General features: G+C 68.4%; 14 protein-coding genes and 1 tRNA gene. 3 read left to right on the forward strand and 12 right to left on the reverse strand.

Translation table 11 applies throughout. The annotated features are described in order from the left end of the window. Positions 1-5 precede the first annotated feature (5 nt). Together ACYVN4_RS04035 and ACYVN4_RS04040 are read left to right on the forward strand one after the other, a co-directional pair. A complete protein-coding gene (locus ACYVN4_RS04035; RefSeq protein WP_460717842.1) occupies positions 6-1,229 on the forward strand; it encodes an MFS transporter in 1,224 nt (407 codons plus the stop codon). Between the two features lie 60 nt (positions 1,230-1,289). Beyond that, complete coding sequence (locus ACYVN4_RS04040) at positions 1,290-2,030, forward strand: DsbA family protein (RefSeq protein ID WP_460717843.1); 741 nt, start codon at positions 1,290-1,292, stop codon at positions 2,028-2,030. 18 nt (positions 2,031-2,048) lie between these two features. Here ACYVN4_RS04040 and ACYVN4_RS04045 read toward each other — a convergent pair whose 3' ends face one another. Together ACYVN4_RS04045 and ACYVN4_RS04050 are read right to left on the reverse strand one after the other, a co-directional pair. Next, positions 2,049-2,357: a hypothetical protein gene (locus tag ACYVN4_RS04045; RefSeq protein WP_460717844.1), complete on the reverse strand. Its 309-nt coding sequence runs from the start codon at positions 2,355-2,357 to the stop codon at positions 2,049-2,051. A gap of 155 nt (positions 2,358-2,512) precedes the next feature. After that, positions 2,513-4,219: a DUF222 domain-containing protein gene (locus tag ACYVN4_RS04050; protein WP_460717845.1), complete on the reverse strand. Its 1,707-nt coding sequence runs from the start codon at positions 4,217-4,219 to the stop codon at positions 2,513-2,515. Positions 4,220-4,348: 129 nt separating this feature from the next. Between ACYVN4_RS04050 and ACYVN4_RS04055 the strand changes: the two genes are divergently transcribed. Further along, a tRNA-Ala gene (locus ACYVN4_RS04055) sits at positions 4,349-4,424 on the forward strand. Between the two features lie 102 nt (positions 4,425-4,526). Here the strand turns inward: ACYVN4_RS04055 and ACYVN4_RS04060 are convergent. The 10 genes from ACYVN4_RS04060 to ACYVN4_RS04105 form a co-directional block, all read right to left on the reverse strand. Further along, on the reverse strand, positions 4,527-5,993 hold the full coding sequence (locus ACYVN4_RS04060) for an APC family permease (RefSeq protein ID WP_460717846.1): 1,467 nt from the start codon (positions 5,991-5,993) through the stop codon (positions 4,527-4,529). 82 nt (positions 5,994-6,075) lie between these two features. Then, on the reverse strand, positions 6,076-6,720 hold the full coding sequence (locus tag ACYVN4_RS04065; RefSeq protein WP_460717847.1) for an alpha/beta hydrolase: 645 nt from the start codon (positions 6,718-6,720) through the stop codon (positions 6,076-6,078). Between the two features lie 11 nt (positions 6,721-6,731). After that, positions 6,732-7,370, reverse strand: a complete 639-nt coding sequence (locus ACYVN4_RS04070; protein ID WP_460717848.1) for a TetR/AcrR family transcriptional regulator — start codon at positions 7,368-7,370, stop codon at positions 6,732-6,734. After that, a complete protein-coding gene (locus ACYVN4_RS04075; RefSeq protein WP_460717849.1) occupies positions 7,351-8,223 on the reverse strand; it encodes an alpha/beta fold hydrolase in 873 nt (290 codons plus the stop codon). The genes ACYVN4_RS04070 and ACYVN4_RS04075 overlap by 20 nt, the downstream gene beginning before the upstream one ends. Positions 8,224-8,275: 52 nt before the next feature. After that, positions 8,276-9,517, reverse strand: a complete 1,242-nt coding sequence (locus ACYVN4_RS04080; protein ID WP_460717850.1) for an acyltransferase family protein — start codon at positions 9,515-9,517, stop codon at positions 8,276-8,278. Positions 9,518-9,519: 2 nt separating this feature from the next. After that, positions 9,520-10,449, reverse strand: a complete 930-nt coding sequence (locus ACYVN4_RS04085; RefSeq protein WP_460717851.1) for an SGNH/GDSL hydrolase family protein — start codon at positions 10,447-10,449, stop codon at positions 9,520-9,522. Between the two features lie 47 nt (positions 10,450-10,496). Beyond that, on the reverse strand, positions 10,497-10,889 hold the full coding sequence (locus ACYVN4_RS04090) for a hypothetical protein (RefSeq protein ID WP_460717852.1): 393 nt from the start codon (positions 10,887-10,889) through the stop codon (positions 10,497-10,499). A gap of 1 nt (position 10,890) precedes the next feature. Continuing rightward, positions 10,891-11,475, reverse strand: coding sequence for a 1,2-dihydroxy-3-keto-5-methylthiopentene dioxygenase (locus tag ACYVN4_RS04095; RefSeq protein WP_460717853.1), 585 nt, complete (start codon positions 11,473-11,475; stop codon positions 10,891-10,893). Further along, complete coding sequence (gene mtnA / locus ACYVN4_RS04100; RefSeq protein ID WP_460717854.1) at positions 11,472-13,049, reverse strand: S-methyl-5-thioribose-1-phosphate isomerase; 1,578 nt, start codon at positions 13,047-13,049, stop codon at positions 11,472-11,474. The genes ACYVN4_RS04095 and mtnA overlap by 4 nt, the downstream gene beginning before the upstream one ends. Then, positions 13,049-14,146, reverse strand: coding sequence for a DUF3419 family protein (locus tag ACYVN4_RS04105; protein WP_460717855.1), 1,098 nt, complete (start codon positions 14,144-14,146; stop codon positions 13,049-13,051). Before ACYVN4_RS04105 ends, mtnA begins: the two co-directional genes overlap by 1 nt. Positions 14,147-14,149: the final 3 nt, after the last annotated feature.

A 14,149-nucleotide genomic window follows, 5' to 3' on the forward strand; every position in this document is an offset into this window, starting at 1 on the left:
TTGTGGTGAGTGAGCAGGTGGATGGCGGGGCCGGGAAGCATCGGCTGCCGGTGGAGATTTGGGTGCTGGTGGGGTCGGCGTTCACGATCGCCATCGGGTTCGGGTTGGTCGCGCCTGCTTTGCCGCAGTTTGCGCGGAGTTTTCACGTGGGGGTGGCGGCGGCCTCGTTCATCGTGAGTGCGTTCGCATTGATGCGGTTGATCTTCGCGCCGATGGCGGGGCGGTTGTTGCAGAAGTTGGGGGAGCGGCCGGTTTATTTGACCGGGCTGCTGATCGTGGCGGTGTCGACGGGTGCTTGTGCGTTCGCGCAAAGCTATTGGCAGCTGCTGGTTTTGCGGTCGCTGGGTGGGATCGGGTCGACCATGTTCACGGTGTCCTCGCTGGGACTGGTCATCCGGATGTCGCCGCCTGCCGAGCGGGGGCGGGTGTCGGGGGTGTACTCGACCAGCTTCCTGATCGGGTCGATCAGCGGGCCGCTGGTGGGTGGTGCGCTGTCGTTCCTGGGGTTGCGGGCGCCGTTCGTCATCTACTGCGTGGCGCTGCTGATCGCCAGCTTGATCGTTTATGTGGCGCTGCGGAACTCGCCGCTGGCATTGCCGGAGACCAGCACGGGGACACCCGCGATGACCTTCCGTGAAGGCATCGCACAGCCTGCCTATCGCGCCGCCTTGTGGGCCAATTTCGGCAATGGCGCAGCCGTTTTCGGGGTTCGTATGGCGCTGGTGCCGTTGATCGTGGTCGAGGTGCTGAAGCAGGATGCGGCCTTGGCAGGCGTGGCCCTCACGGCTTTCGCACTGGGCAATGCCTCGGTGCTATTCCTCTCCGGCCGGTGGTCGGACACGCTGGGGCGCAAGCCGTTCCTGATCGCCGGAACCCTCGTCTGCGCGGTAGGCACGGCCGGAATCGGCCTCTCACCGACCCTGCCCTGGCTACTCGCCGCCTCGTGCGTAGCGGGCATCGGCTCCGGCATGTTCTCCCCGGCCCTGCAAGCATCCGTCGCCGACATAATCGGCCCCGGCCGCCGCGGCGGCCCCGTCCTCGCGGGCTATCAAATGTCCGCCGACCTGGGAACCTTCCTGGGCCCCTACGCGATCGGCATGCTCGCCGACCGCGTCTCCTACGGCGTCGCGCTGGGCGTCACCGCCATCCTGCTGGCCTCGGCCTCGGCAGTGTGGCTGCTGGCCCCGGAAACCCTCCGCCGCAAGGAACCCGCCACCACCGCTGCCTAGACGGTTTTGTGGGGCGGGGTGGGTGTCGCCGAGGCCGGGCGGTGGTGCAGAGTGTTGCGGGTGAGCAATCCGACTTCGAAGCACACGCCGCAGCCGGTTTCCAGCCGGACCACCTATGCGCTGGCCGGAGTGGCCCTGGTGGTGGTCGTGGCGATCGTGGGTGCCCTGTATCTGTGGAATCGTGGGAGCGCCGACACGGTGCGGAACGACGGGTACGGGCCGGTGCACGATCCGGGGGTGTCGGTGGCGCTGGATTCGGACGGGGCCATTGTGCTGGGGAAGCCGAATGTGGCGAAAACCGTTGAGATCTTCGAGGATCCGCTGTGCCCGGCGTGCGGGCACCTGGAGAAGATCTACGGGCAGGAGATCGCCCAGCAGGTGGATCTGGGGAAGATCGCGGTGCGATACCGGCTGGTCAACTTCCTGGATCGCGAATCCAAGAGCAAGGATTACTCGACGCGCGCGGTAGCCGCCAACGAGTGCGTCGCGCAAGCGGGCGACGGCCCGGTCTACGCCAAGTTCCACACGCTGCTGTTCACCACCGCGCAGCCGTCGGAGGGCGGATCCGACCACGACAACAAGGAACTGGCCGATATCGCCAAGCAGGCGGGCGCGGGCGACGACGTCGCCAAGTGCATCACCGCCGGCGACCGCGCCGACACCGGCCGCGCCCACGCCGACGCAGCCGTGAAGGCCCTCGACGCAGCCCTCGGCGGCCAGGCCGCCACCCCGTCGGTCTTCGTCAACGACAAGAAGATCGACTGGGGCAACAAGAACTGGGTGCAGGACGCCGCCAACTAGGCTGCGCGTCTCCTGAATTCAGGAGTCGAGGGCGGGGCGGCGTAGGCGGGCGGTGTAGTCGCCTGCGCGGCCCAGGGCGTCGTCGGCGGCGTCGAGTTCGATGAGGGCTTCCTCGAAAACCTCTGCGGCACCGGCGATGCAGTAGGCCGGGGAGGTCAGGGCGCCGATGCCGGGGGTGTCGAGGAGTAGACCGGAGTCGGGGAGGTCTCGGTAGGCGGCGTGGAGTTCGGCCAGGTCGGCTCGGAACTGTTGCAGCCGTTCTCGCAGCAGACGTCGCCGCTCGTCGAGTAGTGCTGGGTCGCGCAAGTCTGCCAGATGATCACTCATGCCTCCAGCATGCAGTGGCGCAGGGGAATTCGGGTGTTTCGGTGCGCCACTGCATGGTCGCTGGGTGGGGTGCGGCCCATCGGGGGAACGGAAGTTGAGCCGCACCCCGGGGAAGGAGCCGGGCTGGGTGCTCGGCTCCGTGGTCGGGGGAGGGGTCAGCGGGTGGCGGCTCGGGTGGGGGATTCGGGGATGTCGTTGTCGGGGGTGGTGCGCGACAGCTGGGGGTGGATGAGGACGTGGTTCTCCAGGGGGTAGGCCAGATCCGTGTTGAAAGCCCGTGTCGGCGTGGTGGTTTCGGTGAAGTCGGGGAGGATGCGCAGCGGGGCGGGGGAGAGGCGGGGCGGAGCGTCTATGTCCGTGTGGGGGAACAGATAGCGCGCGCCCTCGCGGACGGTTTCGTGGGGCTCACCGCTGGGGTCGATCCAGCGCATGCGGTCGGTGTCGGCGAGGTACACGCGCCAGGGGTGTTTTCCCTTGTCGGCCAGGGACTTCAGGCGATGGTGGTGGGTGCACAGGACCGCGCGGTAAGCGGTGCTCGGCTGCGGGATGGGCTGGCCGGGCATGGAATCGAACTGGACCAGTGAGGTTTCCGCGGCGGGCATGGTGCAGCCGGGGAAGCGACACAGCCCGTCCAGGGCGCGCACCTCGCGGGCAGGAGCGGCGGAGAAGGGGCGCACAGCAGTGATTTTCGTGGGCCTGGCCGGGATTTCGGGCGAGCCGGGAGCGGAGGTGAGGCGGCCGCGGTCGACGCCCGGCGTGGGTTCGCCCTCGTCGAGTGCGGTGGCGACGCGCTCGCGGGCCGCCAACGCACGTTCCCAGGGGGCCTTTGCCACGACGGGACGCGGAGTGCCGGTGAGTGTGCTCGATGCCTCGGGCGCGGGGGTTATCTCCGGTGGCTCCGGAGTCTCGGCGGGTGCCGGGGCAGGCTGTGTCGTTGCCGCCGTGGGCGTTTCGTGCGGGAAGTACTCCGGAATCACCTGGAACCGGGCATGTTCGGCCAGCGTCCGGGCGAGCGCGGCATCGACCGGACCGTAGCCGGACAGGAAAGCCGGGTCATCGCGCAGGCCGAGCAAGGTTTCGGCGGAGACCCCGACCTGGATGAGCGGGCGGCGCGGCGTGGCGGGGGTGTCGGCCTTCGGGCAGTCCAGGCCCTTGCCGCAATCGCAGTGCAGGCGACCCGAGCCGTCGGCGAGCGCGATGAGCGCGTCGGCTCGGCGCTGCGCCATGCTGCGCGGATCATCGTCGCAGACCTGCAGGCTCATTTCCCGCAGCCGCATGGCCAGGGCCTGCGCCCCGGCGGCGGGCAGCAGGCCGTCGAAAACCGCCATCCCGTCCTGTACCGCGCGAATGCGAATGTCGCGGTCCTGTTCGCGTTCGGTGCGGCGGCGAGTCTCCCCCTCGGGATCGAGCCGGGCCACCCAGCGCTGCGCGGTCTGACGTAATCGCGCCGGATCCGAACGCAGCGCGGCGTCGATCAGCTTGGGCTCCAACACTTCTCGCACCTCGCGCGCGAGCCCGCGCAGACTGTCCGCGATCACCTGCACGCGCGACAGATCGATCCGCCCGGCCGCGAATGCCAGCTTGGTCTGCGGTAGCGAATCCAGCGCGAGCCCGATATCGATCAGCGCCGCCGCCACCGCCTCGGACACGTGCACCGCCACCGCGACCTCCGCCGCGGCGAACTCCCCGGCACGCACCCCGCCCGCCCCCGGCGCGGCGTTCCCGGCCCGATGCCGGCGATACACCTCCCGCACCGCCGTGATCTCCGCCGCCTGTGCGAACGCCGCCGCCCCGTGTGCCCGCCGCAGCGCGTCGATCAGCTCCTCTTCGCCCATCGCCTCCACCTCTCGGCTATCGAACATGCGTTCGAGACTACCTCGAGAAGATCGCGGCCACCAGCCTCTACGCAGGCGATTTGGTTTGTTCGACGCGTGTCGTGTAACTTCGTTCAAGCAAGCGGGGCAACGCCCGGCTGGCACAGAAGTGAATACGGGGCTATGGCGCAGCTGGTAGCGCACCACACTGGCAGTGTGGGGGTCAGGGGTTCGAGTCCCCTTAGCTCCACCATCGTGTTATTGCACGAACCGACTCCTTTGGGGCTGGTACCGCGGAAGCGGTACCAGCCCCAAAGTCGTTTTCCGGGTTGGAGATCGGCGGGCGGCGGTTCCGTCAGTCGGTTGCCGTCGCGACCGGGGTCGGGCTTGTTTCCGTCGGCGCGGGGGACGGGTCCCGCAGGGTGCTCTGGGCAAGGTCGCGGTAGATGTCCGGGCGACGATTGCGCAGATAGAAGGCCGCGATCAGGCCCGCGGCCAGGGCGATCGGCAGCAGCCAGGGCGCGCTGGTGACGTAGCGGTTGCCGGTATTGGTGAACTCGCTGAAATGGGAGACGACCAGCACGAACGCGGCGGTGAGGCCGATCGCGCCGATCGACGAGGTCACGATGGCGAGCACCCCGGTGCGCATGCGGACGAAGAACGCCACGACCGCGGTGGCCGCCATGGCCTGCAGGATGATGATGCCCAGCGTGGCGAGGCTGGTCATGCTGGCGGTCAGCGTCAGATACGGGTCGAGGCCACCGACGGCGAACAATCCGACCACCACGGTGCAGACGGCGGTCACGGTCAGGCTGGCGACGTGCGGTGAGTTCCAGCGGGTGTGGATACGCCCGAGCGGAGCGGGCAGGACCTGTTCGCGGCCCAACACGAACAGGTAGCGGCTTGCCGAATTGTGCAGTGCGAGCATCGAAGCCAGGACGCTGGTGCACAGGAAGACGGCCATGAGGTCGCGCAGCGACGGCGATACGTACATCGCGGCCTGGTCGAACACGAGATTGCCGAGTCGTCGTGAGGCCTCGTCGTGGATACGGTCCGGTCCGGCCGCGCCGACGATGATCCACGCGGTGAGGACGTAGAAGACTCCGATGCTGATCACCGAGATCAGGGTCGCGCGTCCGACGGCCCGTTTCGGATCCTTGGTCTCCTCGCTGTAGAGCGCCGCGCCCTCGACCCCGATGAAATTGGTCAGCGCGAACATCAGGCCGACTCCGAAGGATCCGGCCAACGCCGCGTGCGGAGTGAAAGACGTTGCGGGCAGCGCAGCCGCGCCCTTGTGGGCGACCACTCCGAGATCGAATACCAGCAGCATGCTGAATTCCACCAGCATGAGCAGACCGAGTATGCGCGACGACAGTGTCAGCGATCGATAACCGAGAATGCCGACCGTGAGCAAGGCAATGGCACTCGGCCACTCCCAGGCGATGCGGACGCCTTCCGTATCGAGCACGATCTGCACGAAATAACCGAAGGCGCCCGCGAGACCGATCGCTGCGGCCACATACGACAGCACCGCGAGATACGCCGCGGCCATCGCCGGCGGCCGCCCGATGCCCCGGGCGATGTAGGTGAAGAACGCCCCGGTATTGACCACGTACTTGCTCATCGCGGCGTACCCGGTCGAGAAGCACAGCATCACGATGGTGCCGACCGCGAAAGCGGCCGGTAGGCCTGCCCCGTTGCCGTACAGCACCGCCAGTGGCGCGGTGCCGACGATCGCCGCCAAGGGCGCTGCCGCCGCTATCACCAGATAAACCACCCGGGCAACCGAGAGGGTTCCGCGTGGACTTTTCGAATCGGCCATTATTGCGTCAACCTTTTTCTGAAAGCAGGATCCGGGCGCGCCGAGACCCGCTCGGATCCAAAAACAAATGTGTCGAGAGAATCTAGAATGCATTCACGGTCATGGTGTTCACGACCGTTCTCGCAGTGAATTCGGCTACCCGGGAATGGATTTCGCGGCGTACCGGTTCGTGGAGCAGATCGTGGCCCGAGTTCTGGAATTCGTGGAACTCGATGCCGGGTGAGCGGGATGCCCAGGCGCGGACCGGGGCGAGGGGGGCGATTCGGTCGTCGGTGCCGTGCAGGAGCAGGGCCGGGACGGCGGGCGGCGGTAGTCGCATGATGATGTCGCGGGTCGGGGTGCCGGTGAGGGCCAGGCCCCGGACGTGGCGGACGGCGGGTTCGAAGGCGTGCATGGCCAGCAGTGCGACGCCGGCCCCGAGGGAATGGCCGGCCAACAGCAGTGGCGTGTTCGGGTGGGCGGCACGGGCCATGGTCAGGAAGATCTCGGCATTGGCGACGAGCTGCGGGAGCGGGGGCAGGATATCGGGTTCACCCTCGCTGAGCCCGTGTCCGGCGTGGTCGAGGCCCCAGACCTCGATGCCGCGGTGATTCATCGCCCGGCCGAAGCGGTGGTAGTCGGCGCTGCATTGGCCGAGGCCGTGCAGGAAGACCAGCACGGCGTCGACTTCGACTGTGGGACGCCATATTCGGTAGTTCATGAGGCCGCCGGCACCGTCGAAAAACACAGAAAATCCTTTCAGGAACCTCCTACTCCGGTGGTGGCGGTCTCGCCGAGGACGACACCGCACACGATCGCCATCAGCGCCCGGATCGCGCGGTCGCGGACCGGGATCGGATCGGGTGCGCTCGCGACGATCAGACCGGCTTCGGTGATCGCGCTGAGCAGGAGTTGAGCCAGAATCGGCACGTCGATATCGGGGAGTTGGCCGGTCTCGCGAGCGGCCTCCAGGAGCGGGACGATGAGGTCGAGACCGTGCCGGATCTCGAACTCGCGCCAGGCCTGGCGACCGAGCACCGCGGGCCCGTCGGAGAGTGCGACGCGCACCATCTCGGGCCGCTGGCAGATGTGCAGAAAGGCGGTGAGGGCGACCTCGATCGTGGCGACCGGGTCGTCCGGGTTGGGTGCGGCCGCGGTTGCCGCGCTGATTTCCGCGCTGTTCTCCTGTTCCATTTTCTCCAGTACCGCTATGAACAAGCCGCGCTTATCGCCGTACTGATATTGCAGCGCGCCTCGCGTCACCCCGGCGGCGGCGACGATCTGATCGGCGGAAACGGCGGCGAAGCCGTGTTCCGCGAAAAGATGTCGAGCCGCCGCCTCCAGGGCGAGTCTTGTGCTGAGCGAACGTTTTTCGTGGCTAGTGCGGCGGTCGGTCATGCGACCGAGTGAACTCCAGAATCATCCGGGTCAGCAACTCAGGCTGATCCTCGGGACTGGCCGTGTACGAGTCCTCGATCCATTGCAGCGTCGCGTCGGGCAGGTCCGCGACCAGTCGTTCGGGCAGTCGCGCCGGGAACAATTTGTCCTCGCGCGCCCAGGCGAGCAGGACCGGCACGTCGATCTTCGGGTACCGGGTGGCGGCCTCGAGGGTGTACCGGCGGTTGGCCGTCTTGAGGAATCGGCGCAGGTCGGCGCGGATGGCCGCCGAATTCCGGCTCGGCAGCAGGTAGGTGTCGACAATCTCGTAGGGCACCTTGTGTTTTGCCACCCAACCGAGCGCCACCGGCAGCGGATGCAGGGCGCGGATACGCAGCAGTTCGGTCAGCGGCCGGATCGAACCCGGGATCCGGGCCAGCGGCGGCAGCAGGCTGAACGGCGGCGGCAGGAATCGCTCGTAGCAGTCCACCGAGGCGAGCACGACCCGGCCGATCCGTTCGGTGCTGCGGCTGAGCATGATCTGGGCGATGGCGCCGCCGGTGTCGTTGGCCACCAACGTCACATCCTCGAGGTCGAGCTCCGCGAGGAACGCCGCCATCATGTCGGCCAGTCCGGTCGGCGTCAGGTCGGCGTCCGGCACCGGAATCGAATGCGCGCCCAGCGGCCAGTCCGGTGTCAGGCACCGGTATCCGGCCGCGGCGATGTCGGGGACCACCTTGCGCCACAGGTTGGCATTGACGAGCAGGCCGTGCACGAACACCACGGGTGCGCCGGATCCGTTCTCGTAGTAGCGAATTCGGCCGCCGGGCAGGTCGACTTCGTGCGCCTGACCTAGCGATGCGCTCAAGGGCATGGGTTCCTCCGAGGTCCTCTGTCTGTGAACGGTGCGATCGGTGAAGCTGCCATCAAGGGGGTGGAGCCGGGGTGCGCCGACCGGCGAACCGGCGCATCAACGGCTCGTCGAGCCGATGAAAGAGCAAGGCCGCGAAGGCCGTCGAGACCACCAGACTCAGTGTCGCGAAACCCAGCCAGCCCAGGGGGCCGAATTGCCGTCCGCCGATGAGGAATCGGGTGACGAGCACCATCACCGGGAACTGGATCAGATAGAAGGCGTACGAGATCTTTCCGAACCACACCATGGTGCCGGTGGAATTGAGTCCGCCGAGGCCCGCGCGATCCCGGGCGGCCAGGGTCGCCACCACCGCCACCATGGGACCGACCAGCAGCGCGGACATCTTGTAGTTCACCGGCACCACCCAGGTGGCCGCGTAGGCGAGCACCAGGGCGGTCAGTGGCCAGCGGATATTCGTCAGTCGCCAGCGGTCTTCCGCCACCAGCCGCCCGGCGAGCACCCCGAGGTAGAACTCCGGCAGCCGGGACAGCGGAAAGTAGTAGCTGAGCCAATACGATTGTGGCACCGGGATATCCGCCTGCCGGAACCACGCCTGGGAGGCGTGCAGTTCGTAGTACGGCGAATCGTCGCCGGGCACCAGGCGTGGCGCGAAGGCGTTCTCGATGCCCTTGGGCCCGGGCGTCCACAGGTAGTAGGCCGTATGCAGCAGCAGGATGAACACCAGCAGCCCGGCCAGCCACCACCACACCCGCGCACCGGTGATGCGCGCGATCAGTGGCAGTACCAGGGGAAAACTGAAGTAGAACAGGATCTCCGAGCACAGCGACCAGGCCGGCACGTTGAGCCCGCCGACCGTCGTCCACTGCGGCACCCAGGTGTGCACCAGCAGCAGATTCGGCACCCACACCACCGCGCGATGCAACGGCACCGACGCGGCGAGGATGAACACCGCGGCCGCCGCGAGATGCGTCGGGTAGATCTTCAGCACCCGCCGCCGATAGAACCGCCGCACCGAGCTGCCCGGGGTGAACGACCAGAAGATGATGAACCCGGACAGCACGAAGAAGAACGTGACGCCCGCCGCGCCGAGCTGCATCGGAATCAGTTGGTGCACCTGCCGGAACAGCTCGGACTTCTGGAACGGGTAGACCGGCAGGAACACCAGCGCGTGCAGGACGAACACCGCGAAGGCCGCCCACCAGCGCGCGCCGGTCAGTGACGGCAGCGCGGACCGCCGCTGCGCCGACGATTGTGGCGGCGCGGGAGTGCGCCGCTCGGTGATCTCGCCGGTCATCGTCAGCCCGCGATCATGTGCTGCAGCCCGGCGGCCACCACGGCGTCACCGCGGGGCGAGGGATGCACCGGCGTGCCCATGAGATCGCTGGCGGGGTCCAGGATTCCGGCCAGCCACGGTTCGGCCGTGCACATGCCGTGGCCCGCGGTGACGGCCCGGGAGTCGAAGAATTCGACGCCGAGCTGCTGCGCGCCCTCACGCTGCGCCGCGTCCACCCGATCCCACAGTTGGATGGCCGAGCCCGCCCGCGACTGCACGATCTGGCCGACGCCGAGCACATTGATGCACCACTGCTGTGCGCCGGGCGGATTCATCTCCGGGTAGCCGACGAAGATGATGCGCGCGTTCGGCGCGTAGTAGCGCACGTAGTCGACGACCGGCTTGACGCGCTGCACGTATTCGGCCGTGTTCACGCCCCGGTAGTCGGTGGCGCGACCCTCGGCGGCGGCCTCGGGCCCGCAGCCGCGGATCACGTCGAGCACGCAGTCGAGCAGGGTCTGGCGCAGCTTCACCTCGTTGTCGCCCCAGGAATCGTTCAGGCCGGTCTGAATCAGCACCGCCTTGGTGCGAGGGCCGAACGCGCCCGCGGCGTCGGCAGCGCGCGCCTCGTGTACGAGCGTGTACCCGGGTCCACTCACCAAAGACGCTCCGCGGCAGGACACATCGGCGAGATCGCCGCTGTCGCGCAGGCCCATGCCCTGGGCGAGCTGGGTGGGCCAGGAGGTGGGTCCGTGCGAACAGTCGGGCTGGGCGCCGGGCGCGGTGTTCTCCAGCGCGGCCGCGATATCGCCGTTGGCGGTGAAGGAATCACCCATCACCACCACGGATTTGCCGCCGTCGGCGGGGTCGGCCGCGGCGAGCGGCGCGGCCGCGGTGAGCAGGGCGGCGGTGAGAGCCGCCGCGCCCAGCACCGCGGGGTAGGTCGAGTTCATCATGTTCTTCCTTGTCGAAATGCCTGCCGGAGAGGGGATCCGGCCGATCAATAGCCCGCACGCGGTTCGAAGCCCGGATCGGGTAGGGAGGGCGGCGCGGGTTTGGTTTGTTGCGGAGCCGGATTCGGTTGCGGGGCGGGCTGTACCGGGGCGGCGGGTTGGGTGCGCGGCGCGGGCGCGGGGGTCTCCGGCACGGGCGCGGCGGCGGGGACCGTGGTCGGCGCGGGTGCCTCGGACGTCACGGGGGCCGGGGTGGTGGTCGGCGCGGGAGCGGTCGTAGTGGTCGGTGCGGCCGTGGTGGTGCTCGCCGTGGTCGTGGAGGTCGCCGGGCTGCTGGAATCCGCGCCGCCGCAGGCGGTGATGCCCGCCGCGATCGCGCAGCTCGCGGCCGCCGCCAGCGCGATGCGTACCGGGTGCGCGAGGATGGTGGACTTCGTCATGTCAACTCCTGCCGGGGGTTTCGAGCAGTTCGTCCAGACTCGGCATGCGGCTCGCGATCGGATCGCCGGTGAAGTCGCCGACCCAGCCGTCCTCGCGTTCGAAGAAGCGGATCGCACAGAATTCCGGGACCGTGCCCATGTCGAACCAGTGGGTGGTGCCGGCCGGCACCGAGATCAGGTCGCCCCGCTCGCAGACGACGGCGCAGACCCGGTCGCCCAGGTGCAGATAGAAGCAGCCGCGGCCCTCGATGAAGAAGCGCACCTCGTCCTCGGAGTGCCGGTGCTCGCGCAGGAACTTCTCGCGGGCCTCGACGGCCCGGGCGCGCCACTCGTCGTTGCCCGGGTCCGGGACCATGCGCACCACATCGACGAGCCGGTATCCGCCTGTCTCACACAGCTTGTCGATCTCGTCGCGGTAGGCGGTGAGGATCTGCCCGGTCTCGGCCGCGGCGGGCAGATCGCGGGTTTCCCACTGCGCGAGGGTGATTCCGAACGGCGCCAGGCGCTGCGCGATAACGATGGGGTCGGTGGTCCGCTCCACCATGGCGTCACGGTCGTCGTCCGCCATCACCTGAAGGATCGTCATGGCCGTACCTCCCGGGTCCGTAGGTGTAGTTCGCAGAGCATTTCCAGGCACTCCATCCGGTTGCGCGCCGTCTCCAGATCCGGGCCCCAGACCGTGGCGCCGTGGCGTCGGATGAGGATGGCGGGCACCGCATCCGGACGCAGCATCTCGCTCAGGTCGGCGGCGATCCGGGGCACGTCGTCGTGATTGGTGAGAATCGGAATCTCGAACGGGCCACCTCGATGCGGCCCGAAACCCTTGATGATCTCGAAGTCCTCGAAACGCACCGACCGCCCGTAGAACAGGCTCGCCACCGCCGTCGCGTGCGGTGGGTGCGCGTGCACCACCGCACCGCAGTCGGGCAGCGCGCGGTACAGCGCGGCGTGCAGGGAGGTCTCCGCCGAGGGACGAGGTCCCCGATCCGACACCGCCGCAGCGGTTTCGATATCGATGACCACGAGATCCCGGGCGGTCAGCGCACCCTTGCCCATGCCGCTGCCGGTGATCAGCGCGCGGCTCGGTGTTCCGGGCAGCCGGACCGAGAGATTGCCCGCCGTGCCGTCCATCCAGCCCCGCCGGTACAGGTCCCCGGCGACGCGTGGTAGACCGAAACCCAGTGCGGGCCACAGTGTTCTGCGTTCGGTGACTACGGCGGTGACCAGATCGCGCGGGGTGACGTCGAAGGCCGGATTGAAGGCGTCGGTGCCCTCCGGTGCGATCTGCCGCCCGGCGAGGGTGGTGACCTCGGCGGCGTCGCGCTCCTCGATCACGATTTCCCCACCGTCGCCGAGGGTTTCGTCGATGGTGGACTCCGGCGCGACGACCACGAACGGGATCCCGGCGCGCGCGGCGGCCAGCGCCAGCGGGTAGGTGCCGATCTTGTTGGCCACATCGCCGTGCGCGGTGATCCGGTCCGCCCCGACCAGTACGCCGTCGATCAGCCCGGCCGCGATGGCGGACGGTCCCGCGGAATCCACGCAGAGCCGATGCGGGATACCGGCTTCGGCGAGTTCCCAGGCGGTGAGCCGGGCGCCCTGCAACAGCGGACGGGTCTCACCGGCCAGCACGGATGCCAGCCGCCCGCGACCGGCGAGCTCGCGGATCGCGCCGAGCGCGGTGCCACCCGCAACGGTCGCCAGCCGCCCGGTATTGCAGTGCGTCAGGACCCGAAGCCGTTGCCCACCGGTCAGATTCAGCATCTCGTCGGCGGCCCGCTCGGCCATGGTCCGGTTGCTGTCCTCGTCCTCGGCCAGCAGTGCCAACGCCGCAGTGAGCACCGCCTCCGGTCCCTCGGCCAGGTGCGCCGACACCCGCCGCACGGCCCACGCCAGATTGACGGCGGTGGGCCGGGCGGCCGCGATGCGCCGGGCGTCGGCGCGGATCGCCTCGACATCGGTGCCGTGTACCCGGGCCGACAACGCCAGTGCCAGTGCGCCCGCCGCGCCGATCGCGGGTGCGCCGCGCACGGTCAGCGTGCGGATCGCCGCGATCACCTCGTCGACGGTGCGCAGCTCGACGATCCGGTACTCGCCGGGCAGGGCCCGCTGGTCGACGGCGTGGACGAGGCCGTCCACCCAGTCCAGTGAGCGCTCCATCAGCTGCCGACGGTGTAGATCTCGAACTGGTACACGAAGGCGTAGTCATCGTGATAGAGCTGGTCGCAGAGCTCGTCCTCGCGGTGCAGCAATCCCAGCAGCTCCGGTGCGGGGGTGTGGCGGGTCAGGAAGTTGCGGTAGCAGATTCGCGCGCCCGGCCGCGCGACCCGCACCACCTCCTTCACGAGGGTGGCGAACTGCTCGCGGTTGATGCAGCTGGTCACGTCCGAGAGCGAGAACTTGTCGATCGAGCCGTCCGGCAGCGCGCGCAAACGCTCCATCAGGTCGCCGTGCACGACGTTCACCTGGGTGGTGGCGGCCCGGATGGCCGCGACATTCTCGCGAAGCAGGTAGTGCGGCAGCACATCCCGGCGCGGGTAGCGGCCGTGGAACATGAACGACACCCAGTCGTTCTGCCCGGCGAGATGATGTTCGAAGGTGTGGTCGAGCCGTTCCAGTACGTAATCGCCGCAGGACTTCTCGTCGGTGACCACGTTGTAGGAGTCGTCGTTGAGCACGGCCTTGAGGGTGCGCTCGGTGAAGCCGTAGCGAATCATGCTGCGCCACAGCACGCCGTCGACCCGCTCACGGTAGATGCGGCGCTGGGTCTCGAGGTCGCCCGCGGCGAACAGGTCTCGCATGGCGCGGCCGTAGAGCAGGCGCATGGTCGGGGCGACCAGGCGCACGTAGAGCTGCTCGTGCCGACCGGCCTGGAGCACACCCTTCACGATCGCCTTGCGGTAGCGGGTGAAGTAGGCCACCGCGCCGGGCGAGAGGTGCTGACTCAGTTCCTCGAAAAGCCCCCAGCGATCGGTGGATTCGTCCACGCCGAGGAATGCGAGCAGGGTGTCGTAGTCGAAGTGCCGGATGGCCGCCAGCTTGAGCTCGAGCAGGTAGGTCTGCCCGGCCGAGCTGTCGATGGCGGTGACCGAGCGCGGGTTGTTCACGATCAGGCTCAGCGCTCGGCAACCGCTGCCGGTCACGGCGAGCACATCATCGTTCTCGGTAATGGTCAGCGCCCGCATCTCCGAGCGCGAGTCCTCGTCGCAGGTGCTGTAGAGCACCCAGCGGTCGGTGGTCTTTTCGATTGTTGTCACTGT

This window comes from Nocardia heshunensis (assembly GCF_054782115.1).

Bases quoted from the DNA above. Each gene is read 5' to 3' on its own strand.
- ACYVN4_RS04050 (WP_460717845.1), bottom strand. From the start codon at position 4,219: ATGTTCGATAGCCGAGAGGTGGAGGCGATGGGCGAAGAGGAGCTGATC.
- ACYVN4_RS04085 (WP_460717851.1), bottom strand. From the start codon at position 10,449: ATGAACTCGACCTACCCCGCGGTGCTGGGCGCGGCGGCTCTCACCGCC.
- ACYVN4_RS04075 (WP_460717849.1), bottom strand. From the start codon at position 8,223: ATGCCCTTGAGCGCATCGCTAGGTCAGGCGCACGAAGTCGACCTGCCC.
- ACYVN4_RS04090 (WP_460717852.1), bottom strand. From the start codon at position 10,889: ATGACGAAGTCCACCATCCTCGCGCACCCGGTACGCATCGCGCTGGCG.
- ACYVN4_RS04070 (WP_460717848.1), bottom strand. From the start codon at position 7,370: ATGACCGACCGCCGCACTAGCCACGAAAAACGTTCGCTCAGCACAAGA.
- ACYVN4_RS04080 (WP_460717850.1), bottom strand. From the start codon at position 9,517: ATGACCGGCGAGATCACCGAGCGGCGCACTCCCGCGCCGCCACAATCG.
- ACYVN4_RS04045 (WP_460717844.1), bottom strand. From the start codon at position 2,357: ATGAGTGATCATCTGGCAGACTTGCGCGACCCAGCACTACTCGACGAG.
- ACYVN4_RS04060 (WP_460717846.1), bottom strand. From the start codon at position 5,993: ATGGCCGATTCGAAAAGTCCACGCGGAACCCTCTCGGTTGCCCGGGTG.
- mtnA (WP_460717854.1), bottom strand. From the start codon at position 13,049: ATGGAGCGCTCACTGGACTGGGTGGACGGCCTCGTCCACGCCGTCGAC.
- ACYVN4_RS04095 (WP_460717853.1), bottom strand. From the start codon at position 11,475: ATGACGATCCTTCAGGTGATGGCGGACGACGACCGTGACGCCATGGTG.